General features: G+C 63.3%; 11 protein-coding genes. 10 read left to right on the top strand and 1 reads right to left on the bottom strand.

Annotation, left to right across the window (positions count from 1 at the left end):
* Window positions 1–120: 120 nt before the first annotated feature.
* From LB565_RS11730 to LB565_RS11700, 7 genes are all read left to right on the top strand, one after another.
* The gene (locus tag LB565_RS11730; RefSeq protein ID WP_224584012.1) at window positions 121–1,221 is read left to right on the top strand and encodes an ABC transporter ATP-binding protein; all 1,101 of its coding nucleotides are present in this window, start codon (window positions 121–123) and stop codon (window positions 1,219–1,221) included.
* Entirely contained in the window at window positions 1,221–2,183 is a 963-nt protein-coding gene (locus tag LB565_RS11725) for an ABC transporter permease (protein ID WP_224584011.1), read from the top strand. Before LB565_RS11730 ends, LB565_RS11725 begins: the two co-directional genes overlap by 1 nt.
* Window positions 2,176–2,988: an ABC transporter permease gene (locus LB565_RS11720; RefSeq protein ID WP_224584010.1), complete on the top strand. Its 813-nt coding sequence runs from the start codon at window positions 2,176–2,178 to the stop codon at window positions 2,986–2,988. The genes LB565_RS11725 and LB565_RS11720 overlap by 8 nt, the downstream gene beginning before the upstream one ends.
* 45 nt (window positions 2,989–3,033) lie before the next feature.
* Window positions 3,034–4,062: an extracellular solute-binding protein gene (locus LB565_RS11715; protein WP_224584009.1), complete on the top strand. Its 1,029-nt coding sequence runs from the start codon at window positions 3,034–3,036 to the stop codon at window positions 4,060–4,062.
* Window positions 4,063–4,129: 67 nt separating this feature from the next.
* Window positions 4,130–5,326 (top strand): serine hydrolase domain-containing protein, encoded by a 1,197-nt coding sequence (locus tag LB565_RS11710; protein ID WP_224584008.1) that lies wholly within the window; start codon window positions 4,130–4,132, stop codon window positions 5,324–5,326.
* A gap of 28 nt (window positions 5,327–5,354) precedes the next feature.
* Entirely contained in the window at window positions 5,355–6,533 is a 1,179-nt protein-coding gene (locus LB565_RS11705; protein WP_224584007.1) for a serine hydrolase domain-containing protein, read from the top strand.
* Window positions 6,534–6,655: 122 nt separating this feature from the next.
* On the top strand, window positions 6,656–8,977 hold the full coding sequence (locus tag LB565_RS11700) for a Tex family protein (RefSeq protein WP_224584006.1): 2,322 nt from the start codon (window positions 6,656–6,658) through the stop codon (window positions 8,975–8,977).
* On the opposite strand, the gene LB565_RS11695 is transcribed toward LB565_RS11700, so the two are convergent.
* The gene (locus LB565_RS11695; protein ID WP_224584005.1) at window positions 8,978–9,889 is read right to left on the bottom strand and encodes a LysR family transcriptional regulator; all 912 of its coding nucleotides are present in this window, start codon (window positions 9,887–9,889) and stop codon (window positions 8,978–8,980) included.
* A 105-nt stretch (window positions 9,890–9,994) separates the two neighbouring features.
* Here LB565_RS11695 and LB565_RS11690 point away from each other — a divergent pair, with 105 nt between their 5' ends.
* From LB565_RS11690 to LB565_RS11680, 3 genes are all read left to right on the top strand, one after another.
* Entirely contained in the window at window positions 9,995–11,191 is a 1,197-nt protein-coding gene (locus tag LB565_RS11690) for an acyl-CoA dehydrogenase (protein WP_224584004.1), read from the top strand.
* 93 nt (window positions 11,192–11,284) lie between these two features.
* A complete protein-coding gene (locus tag LB565_RS11685; protein WP_224584003.1) occupies window positions 11,285–12,412 on the top strand; it encodes a hypothetical protein in 1,128 nt (375 codons plus the stop codon).
* 155 nt (window positions 12,413–12,567) lie between these two features.
* Entirely contained in the window at window positions 12,568–15,918 is a 3,351-nt protein-coding gene (locus tag LB565_RS11680; protein WP_224584002.1) for a DUF2126 domain-containing protein, read from the top strand.
* Window positions 15,919–15,922: the final 4 nt, after the last annotated feature.

The following is a 15,922-nucleotide window of genomic DNA, read 5'->3' as shown; positions in this document are numbered from 1 at the left end:
AATTGAATGGGGACTCGGATCGAGTCACTGCCGCGCAGTTGCCAAGCCGACCGGCTTATGGTGACAATCAAAACAGGAACACACCTGCCGACAAGAGCAGGCGCTCTCAATGGGGTAATCGTGCCGGAACAACCGGGTAAGAACGCGATCGAAGTTCGCGGTGTTCGCAAGGTTTTCGGAACCGGCGAAAACCAGGTAGCCGCCCTCGACACGGTGTCGGTGTCGATCCGCGAGAACGAATTTTTCACACTGCTCGGCCCCTCCGGATGCGGAAAGACGACACTGCTGAGATTGATTGCCGGCTTCGATTTCCCAACCGCCGGCGAGATCCTGCTGCACGGCCAGGACATCGCGCCGCTGCCACCCTACAAACGCCCGGTCAACACTGTCTTCCAGAGCTATGCGCTCTTCCCGCACATGACGGTGGCGCAGAATATCGGCTTCGGGCTGGAGATGCTCGGCAAGCCGAAAGCGGAGATCGAGGCGCGCGTCGCGCAGATGCTGAAGCTGGTCAAGATGGAGGCGCTCAAGGCGCGGCGCACCAGCCAGATTTCGGGCGGCCAGCAGCAGCGCGTGGCGCTGGCCCGGGCCTTGGCGCCGCAGCCGAAGGTGCTCTTGCTCGACGAGCCGCTTTCGGCGCTGGACTACAAGCTGCGCAAGGAAATGCAGATCGAGCTGAAGCGGCTGCAGCACGAGACCGGCATCACCTTCATCTTCGTCACCCATGACCAGGAGGAAGCGCTGACCATGTCCGACCGCATCGCGGTCATGTCAGCCGGCAAGATCCTGCAGGTCGGCACTCCGCGCGACATCTACGACCGGCCGGCCGAACGCTTCGTCGCCGACTTCATCGGCGAAACGAATTTCCTGCCGGGTACGGTGGTGTCGAAGCAGGGCGGCGTGGCGACGGTCAAATTCGCCAGCAGCGCCACGATCAGCGCGGGCTATCCGGAAGGCTTCGATCCGACCGGCGAAGTGACGCTGGTGGTGCGCCCCGAGCATGCCGATCTTGTCGCCGATCCGGCCAAGGGCACGATCGCCGGAACGCTGTCCAACATTGTCTATTTCGGCACCGACACGCATTATCACGTGAAGCTCGACGGCGGCGACAATTTCATCGTGCGCCATCAGAACAGCCGGTCGTCGCCGGTGACCTACGCGACCGGCGCCAAGGTCGGCATCCAGTTCGAGGAGGACGCCGCCCGCGTTCTGAAAGACTGATGACGACAGCCACGCTCTCCCCAACCCCGCTGTCGCCACAACCGCTCTCCAAGGCTGCGTTGTTCGAGGCCCAGGCGGTGAAAGCCGGCGCGCGGCGCAACCGGCTGCTGTCGCTGCCGGCGCTGATAATCATCGGCATATTCGGCGTGCTGCCGCTCATCATCATCTGCGTCTACTCGTTCCTCGTCGCCGCGCCCTATGGCGGCGTGCAATGGCAGTTCTCGACCGACGCCTATCTGAACTTCCTGTTCCAGCGCGACATTTTCGACGATACGCTGCAATTCACCCCGGACTTCCTGATCATCTACCTGCGCTCCTTCCTGTTCGCGGTGGTGACGACCATCATCTGCTTGCTGCTCGGGTTTCCGACCGCCTATTTCATGGCCACGCGACCGCCGGCGCAGCGCAACTGGTGGGTGCTTCTGATCACGATTCCATTCTGGTCGAACCTTCTGGTCCGCACGCTGGCGATCATGTTCATCATTCGCGACGAGGGCCTGATCAACGACGCGCTTCTGGCGCTCGGCGTGATCGAGAAGCCGATCACGATGCTCTACACCAACTTCGCCATTCAACTCGGCCTGCTCTACGCCTTCCTGCCTTTCATGGTGCTGCCGCTCTATTCGAGCCTGGAGAAACTCGACTTCCGCTTGGTCGAGGCAGCCTACGACCTCTATGCGACGCGCCGGCAGGTGCTGTGGCGGGTGATCATCCCGCTGTCCAAGCCCGGCATCATCGCCGGCTGCCTGCTCGTCTTCATCCCGGCGCTCGGCGCCTATGTGACGCCGCTGATCCTGGGCGGCGGCGTGCACCTGATGATCGGCGATCTCATCGCGCAGCAATTCGGTTCGGGCCGCAACTGGCCGCTCGGCTGCGCGCAGGCGCTGATCCTGATGGCGGCGGTGCTGGTGGCGTTGTTCTTCTATGTCCGCAACACGTCGGGGAAGGTGCAGCATGGCTGAGCCCCGCGTCATGGACATCAAGGACCAGCCGGGCTTCCGCTCGATCGCCATCATCTGCCTGCTGGTGCTCTACATACCGGTGCTGATCCTAATGATCTTCTCGTTCAACAGCGGCTCGCTGGTCACGCATTGGGAAGGCGTCACGCTCAATTGGTACGGCAGCGCGTTCCTCAACGAGGAATTCCACAGCGCCGCGAAAAACACGCTGATCATCTCGGTGACCGCGACGATCGTCTCGACCATCTGCGCGACGCTTGCGGCAATCGGCATGACAAGGGTGAAGCCATGGCGCGGGCTTGCCGCGGCGTTCATGATCATCAACCTGCCACTGATGGTGCCGGAGATCATCACGGCGGTGGCGACGCTTTCCTTCTTCGCGCTGATCGCCGGGACGCTCGGGCTGAATTTCGGCATCGGCAATCTGATCTTCGCCCACACAGTGTTCTGCATCCCCTTCGCCTATATGCCGATCAGGGCGCGGCTTGAGGACATGGACCTGACGCTGGAATATGCGGCGGCCGACCTTTATGCGACGCCGTGGAACGCCTTCAAGCGCATCACACTGCCGCTGCTGGTCCCCGGCATCATGTCGGGCGCGGCGCTGGCCTTCATCGTCTCCTTCGACGATTTCACCATCACGCAGCTCGTCGCCGGCCCCGGCCAGACGACGCTGCCTCTCTACATCTGGAACCAGATCCGGCGGCCGATGACGCCGGAGATCAACGCCATCTCGACCATCCTGCTCCTGGTGTCGATCCTGTTCGTCTCGGTCTCGTTCCTAATCGCACGGCGACGCGCAAAATGATCCAAGAACTCCAACACAACAATGGGAAGGCAAGGAGAACATAAAATGTCTGGAAAACTGATGGCGGCCGTTTCCGCGGCCGTTCTGCTATGGGCAGTACCGGCGCTCGCCGACGGCGAACTGCACATCTACAACTGGGGGGATTACACCAACCCCAAGCTGATCGACAAGTTCGAGAAGCAGTACAACGTCAAGGTGACTTTGGACGACTACGATTCCAACGAAACCATGCTGTCCAAGGTGCGCGCCGGCAATTCCGGGTACGACATCGTGGTGCCGTCCGACTACACCGTGAAGATCATGATCGAAGAGGGCCTGCTCGAAAAGACCGAGCCCAATGCGATGCCGAACGGCAAGAACATCGATCCGCGCTTCCTCGATATCTATTGGGACAAGGGTCGCCACTACACAGCGCCGTGGCAGTTCGGCACGACGACGTTCTCCGTAAACATGGACAAGTTCAAGGGCAACATCGATACGCTGGCGATCCTGTTCGATCCGCCGAACGAATTGAAAGGCCAGATCAACGTGCTCGACGATGTCAATACCGTCATGCACGCCGCCGAGCGCTACGCCGGCGTGCCGCGCTGCGGCGCCGACAAGACCAGCCTGAAGAAGATCAACGACATCCTCATGGCCGCCAAACCGTCATGGAAGACCTTCAGCTACGACACCATCACCAAGATCACCTCCGGCGATGTGATTGTGACCGAACAGTGGAATGGTGCGGCCTACCGCTCGCGCCAGAAGATTCCGGCGATCAAATATGCCTATCCGAAGGAAGGCATCGAAGGCTGGATGGACAATGTCGCAGTGCTGAAGGGGGCCAAGAACCTCGAGAACGCCAAGCTGTTCCAGGACTTCGTCATGGCGCCTGAGAACGCGGCGCTGATCTCCGAGTTTGCCGGGTACGACAATGGCATCGCGGGCAGTCACAAATTCCTGCCGCCGGAGTTCGCCAACTCGCCGGAACTCAATCCGCCGGCAGGCGCTCCGGCAGCGGAATTCGTGCCGCCGTGCCCGCCGGACGTGGTGGAGATCTACAACAAGATCTGGACGAACCTGCGCAAGTAATTTTCGCAGCCAGGTATGAAAGGAGGGGAGGCTCCGGCCTCCCCTTCGTGTGTCCAGGGAGGATTTGATGCAATCCTATCGCAACTCCGATCCGCGGCCGCCGATCATGCAGGGCTCGCCGCCCAAGCTGGTGCCGCCGAAGCTCGATTGGGATCGGCCGCCCTGGAACCGCTGGGCCTTCCAGCATATCCGCGAATTCCTGCCGACCATCGAGGTGTGGCGCGGTAGCGGCCATCGCCATCGCCTCGAGCGCGCGGAGGTGGATCTCGACGATCTGCCGGTGGTCGATAGCAAAGGCGCGGCGACGACGCTCGCCGGCCTGCTCGACGAAACCTATGCCGACGGCTTCCTGGTGCTGAAGGACGGCAGGATTGCCTATGAGCGCTATTTCAACGGCATGAACGAGCGCACGCTGCATCTGTCGCAGTCGATGGCGAAGTCGGTCACCGGAGCGGTGTGCGGTATCCTGGTTGGGCGCGGCCTGATCGATCCGGGCAGGCTGGTCACCGACTATCTGCCGGAGCTCGGCGAGACCGGCTGGGCCGGCGCCACGGTACAGCATGTGCTCGACATGACGACGGGCGTGCGCTTTTCCGAGGAATATACCGACCGCTATTCCGATATCGGCCAGGTCGATGTCGCGACCGGCTGGAAGCCGATCCCGCCGGGCAGCGATCCGGACTTTGCATGGCCGTCGCACCTCTTCGAGCTGATCCTGCGGTTGAAGGACAGAGTGCGCCCGCATGGCGAGGCGTTCGAATATCGCTCGATCGAGACCGACGTGCTCGCCTTCATCATGGAGCGGGTGAGCGGCAAGCGCCTGGCGCAGTTGGTCTCGGAAGAACTCTGGCAGAAGCTCGGCGCCGACGAGAGCGCCTGCTTCACCGTCGACAGCGCCGGCTATGCGCTTGCCGATGGCGGCTTCAATGCGACGCTGCGTGACTATGGCCGCTTCGGGCAATTGATCCTCGACAATGGCGGCGGCGTGATCCCGGCCGACTGGATCGAGGCGACACGCAACGGCAGGCACGGGCCGAATTTCAGCCCGAGCCTTCCGGACGGCAGCTACCGCAACCAGTTCTGGATCGAGGATTCGCGCTCACGCTCGCTGATGTGCCGCGGTGTGTTTGGCCAATTGATCCATATGAGCTGGGAACACAGGATCGTCGTGGTAAAGCTTTCGACCTATCCGGATTTCGTCAACTCCGTCTATTCGGTGGCGACGCAGAAGGCGGTGCATGCCATTGCCGCCGCGCTGGCCTGAAACCGCAAATAAGATCCGGGAGAGCATCATGAGCGGCAAGACCGCGTTCGAGGCCAGATACGGCTTTGCCCGCAAGGATGTGCGGCTCGACAACTGGCGGCTTTCGCCGTTCAACCGATGGTCCTTCCAGAATGTCGGCGAGCTGGTGCCGAGCGCGCATGTCGCGGCGGCGCCCGGCGGCGAGAGCCAAGCGAAACCGCTCGGCGCATTGCTTGAGGAAAAGATATCGCTTGCCGGCGGCAGTGAGACCGTCGAGAGCTTCCTGAAGCGTTCCGACACGGACGGGCTGACGATCCTGAAGGCCGGCAAGCTTGTCGGCGACTGGTCGGCGCCGCATATGCCGTTCGGAGCGCGCCACATCATCTTTTCGATCAGCAAGTCGGTGACGGCGATCCTCGCAGGCATACTGGAAGGCGAGGGTATATTTGACCTCGACGCGCCGGTTACAGAATACATCCCCGAAGCCAAGAGCTCGGCCTATGTCGATGCGAGCGTGCGCAACGTGCTCGACATGACCGTCAGCCTCGATTTCGAGGAAGCCTATCTCGATCCGGAAAGCGCCTTCGCCCGCTATCGCCGCTCGACGCTGTGGAATCCTGGCGGCGGGTCCGAGAGCCTCGCAGCATTCCTGATGACCATTCAGCGGCTTGCCGAGCCGCATGGCAAGACCTACCGCTACCGCTCGCCCAACTCGGACGTGCTCGGCATCCTGGTCGAGCGGGCTTCCGGCATGCGCGTCAGCGCGTTGCTCAGCGAAAAGCTTTGGCTGCCGCTCGGTGCCGCAAGCGAAATGTCGGTGACGGTCGACATGGAAGGCACGGCGCGCACGGCCGGCGGCATGTCGATGACGCCGCGCGATCTTGCCCGGATCGGCGAGATGATGCGGCAGGGCGGCACAGCGAATGGCCGCCGCATCGTGCCGGAAGCCTGGGTGCACGACACGATCGCCACCGGCGGCAGCTTTGAGGCCTGGCAACGCGGCACGATGGCGTTTTTGTTCCCGAAGGGACGCTACCGTAACAAATGGTACCAGACCGGCCACGACAGCGGCGCCTTCTGCGGCATCGGCATTCACGGCCAGTGGCTCTACGTCAATCCGAAGGCCGAGGTGGTCATCGCCAAGATGTCGTCGCAGCCGGAGCCCGTGGACGACAAGCTGGATGCGGAGCTCGTGGCATTCTTCAAGGCGTTGAGCGGCATGGTCTGAGCCGACCAGAGGCTGCTTCCAAGGGCTGTTTTCTGTGGACCTTCGGCGCGTGATGAAACCGTTGCGGTTGGCGTAGCAGTTCTCCCGGCCTATGGTCGCCGCTCTTTTCGACAGGGACGAGCATGGCATCGGATATCAAGCGCATCGCAGCAATCATCGCGGCCGAGATCGGCGCGCGGCCGGAACAGGCCGCAGCGGCAATCGGGCTGCTCGACGAAGGTGCGACAGTTCCCTTCGTGGCACGCTACCGCAAGGAGGTCACCGGCGGGCTTGACGACACGCAATTGCGCGACCTTTCCGAGCGGCTCGCCTATCTGCGCGAGCTCGACGCGCGGCGCGAGACGATCGTCAGCTCGATCCGCGAGCAGGGCAAGCTGACCGAGGAACTGGAAGCCAAGATCGCCGCGGCCGCCACAAAGGCGGAGCTCGAGGACATCTATCTGCCCTATAAGCCGAAGCGACGCACCAAGGCCGAGATCGCCAAGGAGCGAGGGCTTGGGCCGCTCGCCGAGGCGATCCTGGCCGACCGCTCGGCGGTCCCGGCCGAGCTCGCCCTCGCTTATGTCACCGAAGAAGTGGCCGACGCCAAGGCCGCGCTCGAAGGCGCGCGCGACATCCTGTCGGAGCAGTTCGCCGAAAATGCCGATCTGGTCGGCAAGCTGCGCGCCTATATGAAGGAACGCGCCTTCCTGCGCGCTCGGGTCGTTGACGGCAAGCAGGAGGCCGGCGCGAAATTCTCCGACTATTTCGACCATGTCGAGCGCTGGGCGGGTGTGCCCAGCCACCGTGCCTTGGCCATGCTGCGCGGCCGCAACGAAGAAGTGCTGTCGCTCGACATTGAGGTCGATGCCGACGACGCCTCGCCGGTCAAACCGGTCGAGCGCATGATTGCCAATGCCTATGCGATCGGCAGCAGCCTGCCGGGCGACAAATGGCTAATGGAAGTGGCCGGCTGGACCTGGCGGATCAAACTGTCGCTGCATCTGACGCTAGACCTGATGCGCGACCTGCGCGAGCGCGCCGAGGAAGAGGCGATCCATGTCTTTGCCCGCAACCTGAAAGATCTTTTGCTTGCGGCGCCGGCCGGTTCGCGACCGACCATGGGGCTCGACCCCGGCATCCGCACCGGAGTCAAGGTTGCGGTGGTCGACGGCACCGGCAAGCTGGTGGCGACCACGACCGTCTATCCGTTTCCGCCCAGGAACGACGTGCGCGGCACGCAGGCCGAACTTGCCGCCCTCATCCGCCAGCACAAGGTGGAATTGATCTCTATCGGCAACGGCACCGGCAGCCGCGAGACCGAGAAGCTGGTTGCCGACATGCTTTCGGACCTGCCGGCAGGTGCGGGGCCGAAGCCGCTCAAGGTGATCGTCAGCGAGGCCGGTGCTTCGGTCTATTCCGCTTCGGCCACGGCAGCGGCGGAATTCCCCGGTCTCGATGTCTCGCTGCGCGGCGCGGTGTCGATCGCCAGACGCCTGCAGGATCCGTTGGCCGAGCTGGTCAAGATCGAGCCGAAGTCGATCGGCGTCGGCCAGTACCAGCACGATGTCGACCAGTACCGGCTCGGTCGCTCGCTGGAAGCCGTGGTCGAGGATGCGGTGAACGCCGTCGGCGTCGACCTCAACACGGCCTCGGCGCCGCTGCTTGCGCGCGTGTCGGGACTTGGGCCGTCGCTCGCCGAGGCGATCGTTGCGCATCGCGACGCGGCCGGGCCGTTTGCCAGCCGCAAGGACCTGCTCAAGGTGGCGCGGCTCGGGCCGCGCGCGTTCGAGCAAAGCGCCGGCTTCCTGCGCATCCCGAACGGGACGGAGCCGCTCGATGCGTCATCGGTGCATCCGGAAGCCTATGGCGTGGCGAAGAAAATCGTCGCCGCCTGCGGCCGCGACGTGCGCGCGCTGATGGGCGACAGCGCCGCGCTGAAGGCGCTCGACCCGCGCGTCTTCGTCGACGAGCGGTTCGGCCTGCCGACGGTGCGCGACATCATCGCCGAGCTGGAAAAGCCTGGCCGCGACCCGCGCCCCGGTTTCAAGACCGCGACCTTTGCCGAGGGCGTCGATGACATCAAGGATTTGAAGCTGGGCATGCTGCTCGAAGGCACCGTCACCAATGTCGCGGCCTTCGGCGCCTTCGTCGATATCGGCGTCCACCAGGACGGGCTGGTGCATGTCTCGCAACTGGCCGACCGCTTCATCAAGGACGCGCATGAGGTGGTGAAGGCGGGCGATGTCGTGAAGGTGCGGGTCGTCGATGTCGACATCAAGCGCAAGCGCATCGGGCTGTCTATGCGCAAGGACGGCGGCGAGGGTGGTGCATCGAAAGCTGGCTCGCGCGATCACGGCGGCGGCAAGCCGGCGCCGCGATCTCAAGCGCCACAACGCCAGCCGGAGCGGCCTTCGCAGGGCGCATTCGGCGCGGCGCTCGCCGAGGCGATGAAGCGGAAGTAGCTACCAGGCGAGCACTGTGGGCTCTTTGCCGATTTGGCCCAGCAGCCAGTCGCGAAAACTGGCGACCGGCGGATGGCCACGCTTGTCGTGCGGCACGACTAGGTAATAGGCGCTGCGGCTCTGCATCGGCTGGCCGGGCGTGGGCACCAGCTGGCCGCGCTGCAATTCGCCGGCAATCAGGATTTCCGGCAGCAGCGCTACGCCGAGCCCCGCCATGCAGGCCTGGGCGACGGTGCCGAACTGCTCGAACTGCATACCGGGACCGGTCGGCGCCTCCAGCCCCTGATGCTCGAACCATTCGCTCCAGGCGCCGGGCCGGGTCGCCATGTGCAGCAGCGGCAGACGACTGATATCGGCCGGTGACACGATGGCGCGGGTGGCCAGGAATTCGGGCGAAACCACCGGCATCACGGCCTCGCGCATCAAGAGCGTGCAATCGGCGTCCGGCCAGTCGGGCATGCCGTGATGGATGGCGGCATCCAGCCGCTCGCGGGCAAAGTCGAACCGTCCGATGCGGGTGGCGAAGTTGATGGTGATGTCGGGGTGGCCGGCGACGAAATCCGGGATCAGCGGCATCAGCCAGCGCGTGCCGAAGGTCGGCAGGATGGCCAAGTTGAGAATGCCGCTATGCCGGTTGCTCATCAATCCAAGCGCGGCGTCGCGCAACTGGCCAAGTGCCGAGCGCACCGCTTCGACATAGATCTCGCCGGCCGGCGAAAGCCGGACATTGCGGCTGTCGCGTTCGAACAGCCGGCGGCCGAACTGCTCTTCCAACAGGTTGACCTGCCGGCTGACGGCGCCTTGGGTCAGGTCGAGCTCACGCGCGGCGGCGGTGAAGGAGCCGAGGCGCGCGACGGCTTCGAAGGCAGCAAGGGCGGCGGTGTTCGGCAAAAGACGGCGCTGGACGTTCATGATCCATTACTAACGCTCATTGATCCGTGATGCAATTTCGTTTGATTTTTTGCATGCGGAGGCCGATAAGCCGCGCAATCCAAGAATTTGCCGGGAGTGTTGGCCATGGCCGCCGAAAAGAACGCGTTCGTCTGGAACGATCCCTTCCTGATTGAGGATCAGCTTTCCGAGGATGAACGCATGGTGCGCGACGGCGCGGCAGCTTTCGCGGCCGACAAGCTGGCGCCGCGCATCGAGGAAGCCTATGCCGACGAGAAGACCGATCCCTCGATCTTCCGCGAGATGGGCGAGGCGGGCCTGCTCGGCATCACCATTCCGGAAGAATATGGCGGGCTCGGCGCCGGATATGTGACCTACGGGCTGGTGGCGCGTGAAGTCGAGCGGATCGATTCCGGCTACCGCTCGATGATGAGCGTGCAGTCCTCACTGGTCATGTATCCGATCCATGCCTATGGCTCGGAAGCGCAGCGCAAGAAATACCTGCCGAAGCTGGCGTCGGGCGAATGGATCGGCTGCTTCGGCCTCACCGAGCCGGACGCCGGCTCCGATCCGGGCGGCATGAAGACGCGCGCCGAGAAAACCGCGAATGGCTACAAGCTCTCCGGCTCCAAGATGTGGATATCGAATGCGCCGATCGCGGATGTGTTCGTCGTCTGGGCGAAGCTGAAGGGCGATAGCGGCAAGGATGAGATCCGCGGCTTTGTGCTGGAAAAGGGCATGAAGGGACTGTCGGCGCCGAAGATCGGCGGCAAGTTGTCGTTGCGGGCGTCGATCACAGGCGAGGTGGTGCTGGAAGGCGTCGAGGTCGGCGAAGACGCGTTGCTGCCCAACGCCAAGGGCCTCGGCGGTCCGTTCGGCTGCCTCAACCGGGCGCGCTACGGCATTTCCTGGGGCGCCATGGGCGCGGCCGAGGATTGCTGGCATCGCGCGCGGCAGTACGGCCTGGACAGAAAACAGTTCGGCAAGCCGCTCGCCGGCATGCAGTTGTTCCAGAAGAAGCTCGCCGACATGCAGACCGAGATCGCGCTTGGACTGCAGGGCTCGCTGCGTGTCGGCCGGCTGATGGACGAAGGCAAGATGGCGCCGGAGATGATCTCGATCGTCAAGCGCAACAATTGCGGCAAAGCGCTCGACATCGCCCGCCAGGCCCGCGACATGCATGGCGGCAACGGCATCCAGATCGGCTATCACGTGATGCGCCACGCGCAGAATCTGGAGACGGTCAACACCTATGAAGGCACGCACGACGTGCATGCGCTGATCCTCGGAAGGGCGCAGACGGGGCTGCAGGCGTTCTTTTGAGGCAGATGGCCCCTGTTGAGGCCGTGTCGCTAAATAAACAATACAGGATTTTTGGATAATCAGTGTTGCTCTTCAGTTGTTTCGGAGAGCGCAATGGCAATTCAGAGCAGCGCCGATGGTGTCCGTGAGGGACTCAAACGTTTTCGCGGCAAGCGTCTGGTGCAGAAGGACGGCTATCCGGGTCAATTTAGCTTCAACGGGGGGACCTGGGTTTCACACCCTGCAGGGTGCAGATTTTCGATATATCCCGGACACAATTGGACACTCCGCCTCAATTGCGGGGTCACCCGGACAATGTACGTCTGGGACGCCAATCTGGTTTTCGATGGTCTCGATAGCGTTCGTATTTCTATTAGCCGCTGGCTCGAGGAGATTGAGCGTCCTCACGCTCTTGCTGGCGGAGTTGCTGTGAGGCAGCGCTGGCATATTACGCGCCTGGTCAAGGAATTTGCCCTGCTTCCAAGCTCCGTGCGCTTCCTTCGCAATGAAGATCCCGCGGCGTGCTGTTCACATATCACCGTTGAACGGATCAACTACACGGATCCGTCAGGTGCCAAGATCGAAGACCTTTCGAATTCGGATATCGAACATATTCAGGCGCTGATCGAGAGGCCGATGCTGGACCTTCTGAGGCGGAGTGTCGAGGAGGTACATATCGACAGCCGGTATTACCAGGAGTTCGCTGTCCCGGTTGTCGGTGAACTGCACTGGAATTGGCGAAATCCGATGCCCGAGCTCTTGGCGATTCAGGACGCGATCCTGGATTTCGTCAGAACCTTCACGCCGGAAAGGGCCGCGAGCAGGCGTCTCTCTCGCTACAAGGTCGAAGCCAACAAGCTCGGCAACTGGTCTCACACCGTTATTGTGGAGGACCAGCCGGATGTCTCGATCCGGATTCCGGTTGTGAACCGTGAAGACCCCGATATCTATAAAGTGGAAGTCAGGATTGCCGGGCTGTCGTTTCCCCTGAGGCTTGAGGAATTGACCCCTGTCACCCTGGAGACAATGCCATTGCGCCCCGACGGGACGCCCCACGTACTTGAGTACTGTCTTCTTTTCCACCCATGTAGTGACCGCTTCGCAGCTTTTCCCAAAACCCCGCCAGGGCTGACGCCGGAGATCGGTGACCGCGCGGCGGAGCACCTAAAGAACGCTTGGCTTGCAGTTAATCTTGAGAAAATGCGCAAGTTCGGCAGGTTTGTCGACGTACTGATCATCTAGACGCAGGTACCGCGACCGTCGCGGATAGCAGGACGAATCGATGCGTCGAGACTTTCGATAGCCGCATAATTTAGGTGCAGCGCAACATCTCTGCTTGGAGAATGGCCGCCAGATGTGTCAGGGTCTGGCGATAAAACGCCATTCTCCGGGGCACCATGGCAATTCTGGCAGCCGTCCATCACCTGACCCATTACAGATATGACCGGCCTGTGGTGCTCGGTCCCCAGGTGATCCGGCTGCAGCCGGCGCCGCATTCGCGCACCAAGGTGCTCAGCCACTCGCTGAAGGTCGAGCCGGCAAACCACTTCGTCAATCTGCAGCAGGATCCCTACGGCAACTTCCTTGCCCGCTTCGTCTTTCCGGAGCCGGTGACGGAACTGAAGATCGAGGTCGACCTCGTCGCCGACATGACGGTCTACAATCCGTTCGACTTCTTCGTCGAGGAAAGCGCCGAGACCTTCCCGTTCGACTATCCCGAAGAGATCAGGGAAGACCTCGCCATCTACCGCACGCCGGAGCCTGCCGGACCGCTGTTGTCGAAATTCCTGGCAAGCATCGACCGCAGCCCGGCAAACACCGTCAATTTCCTGGTCGACCTCAACGCAAGGCTGCAGCGCGAGATCGCCTATATCGTGCGCATGGAGGCGGGTGTTTATTCGCCCGAGGAGACATTGGCGACGGGCAAGGGCTCGTGCCGGGATTCGAGCTGGCTCTTGGTGCAGATCCTGCGCAATCTCGGCATCGCCGCGCGCTTCGTCTCCGGCTACCTGATCCAGCTCAAACCGGATCTCGTCTCGCTCGACGGACCGCCCGGAACCTCGGTTGATTTCACCGACCTGCATGCCTGGTGCGAGGTCTATATTCCGGGCGCCGGCTGGATCGGCTTCGATCCGACTTCCGGCCTGCTCACGGGCGAAAGCCACGTGCCGCTCGCTGCGACGCCGCATTTCCGCAATGCAGCACCCATCTCCGGCATGGCGAGCTTCGCCAATGTCGATTTCAACTTCGACATGCAGGTCGACCGTATCGCCGAGCATCCGCGCATCACCAAGCCGTTCTCGGACGAAAGCTGGGAGGCGCTCGATCGACTGGGCGAAAAAGTCGACGCGGCGCTGAAAGACGGAGACGTGCGGCTCACCATGGGCGGCGAGCCGACCTTCGTGTCGATCGACGATTTTGAGTCCGCCGAATGGAACACGGCGGCCGTTGGCCCGACCAAGCGCGACAAGGCGGACCAGCTCATCCGCCGGCTGCGCGAGCGCTTCGCGCCGGGCGGCTTCCTGCATTACGGCCAGGGCAAGTGGTATCCGGGCGAGAGCCTGCCACGCTGGACCTTCTCGCTCTACTGGCGCACCGACGGCGAGCCGGTCTGGCGCGATCCGTCGCTGATCGCGCGAGAAAAGAGTGGCGCGGCCGTGGGACCGGAGCAGGCCGAGAGCCTGCTCAAGGCGATTGCCGGCGAGCTCGGTATCGACAAGGCGATGGTGGGCGAGGCCTATGAGGATCCGGGCGAGTGGCTGCTCAAGGAAGGCAAGCTGCCGGACAATGTCGACCCGTCCAATTCGAAGCTGGAAGATCCGGAGGAGCGCAGCCGCATGGCCCGCGTCTTCGAGCGTGGCCTGACCAAGCCGTCCGGCTATGTGCTGCCCGTGCAGCGCTGGAACAGCCAGGCCGCGGGACAGCGCTGGCGCTCGGAGAAATGGAAGACCAGGCGCGGGCGCCTGTTCCTGGTGCCCGGCGATTCTCCGGTCGGCTACCGTCTGCCGCTCGGTACGTTGCCCTATGTGCCGCCGGCTCAATTCCCTTATATCGTGCCGGTCGACCCCTCAGTGCCACGTGGCCCGCTGCCGGCGCGCGCCGAAATCCTGCCGGAAGCTCCGGCCGGCGGCGCGGACGAAATGGCGCGTCAGCAGGCTGAGGCCTCCTTCACCGCCGCCACGGCCCAGCAGGACCGGGTCGAGCAGCGACTGACCGAGATCGGCGGCGCGGTGCGGACCGCGCTCACCGTCGAGCCGCGCGACGGCCGGCTCTGTGTGTTCATGCCTCCGGTCGAGGCGCTGGAAGATTATCTCGAACTGGTGGCGGCGGCGGAAAATGCGGCGAAGGCCATCGGTCTGCCGGTGCATATCGAAGGTTATGCCCCGCCGCACGACCCGCGCCTCAACGTCATCCGCGTGGCGCCGGATCCAGGCGTCATCGAGGTCAACGTCCACCCGGCCGCCAACTGGCAGGAATGTGTCGCGACGACCACGGCCATTTACGAGGAAGCCCGGCAATCGCGGCTCGGCACCGACAAGTTCATGATCGACGGCCGCCACACCGGCACTGGCGGCGGCAATCATGTCGTGGTGGGCGGCGCGACGCCGAACGACAGCCCGTTCCTGCGCCGGCCGGACCTTCTGAAGAGCCTGGTGCTGCAATGGCAGCGGCATCCGTCGCTGTCCTACCTGTTCTCAGGGTTGTTCATCGGCCCGACCAGCCAGGCGCCGCGCATCGACGAGGCGCGGCACGATGCGCTGTATGAGCTCGAGATCGCGCTTGCACAGGTGCCGCATTCCGACAAGGGAGAGGCGCCCTTGCCGTGGCTGGTCGACCGGTTGTTCCGCAATCTCTTGACCGACGTCACCGGCAACACGCATCGTTCGGAAATCTGCATCGACAAGCTGTTCTCGCCGGATGGGCCTACCGGGAGGCTCGGGCTGGTCGAGTTCCGCGGTTTCGAGATGCCGCCCAATGCGCGCATGTCGCTCGCCCAGCAATTGCTAGTGCGCGCGATCATCGCCCGCGCCTGGAGGATTCCGCTCGACGGACGTTTCGTGCGCTGGGGCACTTCACTGCACGATCGCTTTATGCTGCCTCACTATGTCTGGGCGGATTTCCTCGACGTGCTGGAGGATCTGAAGCTGAACGGCTTTGACTTCCGCACCGAATGGTTCGCAGCCCAGCTCGAATTTCGCTTCCCGTTCTGCGGCGAGGTGCAACATGCCGGCGTCAAGCTGGAACTGAGGCAGGCGCTGGAGCCCTGGCATGTGATGGGCGAGCAGGGCGCCATCGGCGGCACGGTCCGGTTTGTGGACTCCTCGGTCGAGAGGCTGCAGGTGAAGACAGAAGGCCTCAATCCGGAACGCCACGCCGTCGTCTGCAACGGGCGCCTCGTGCCGATGAAGGTCACCGACAATCGCGAGGTCGCGGTGGCCGGCGTTCGCTTCAAGGCCTGGCAGCCGGCGTCCGGCCTGCATCCGGCCCTGCCGGTCAACACGCCGCTGATCTTCGACATCTACGACCGCTGGTCGGGCCGCTCGGTCGGCGGCTGCGTCTACCATGTCGCGCATCCGGGCGGCCGCAACTACGACACCTTCCCGGTCAACGGCAACGAGGCCGAGGCGCGACGGCTTGCCCGGTTCGAACCGCGCGGTCACACGCCGGGCGGCTATGTGCTGCGTGACGAAGAAGCCTCTGAAGAGTTTCCCATGGCCCTTGACCTCAGGCGGCCGGCGAGATTCTGATCGA

Source organism: Mesorhizobium sp. CA14, assembly GCF_020165195.1.
Taxonomy (GTDB): Bacteria; Pseudomonadota; Alphaproteobacteria; order Rhizobiales; family Rhizobiaceae; genus Mesorhizobium.
This window is presented reverse-complemented; position numbering and strand designations above follow the sequence as displayed.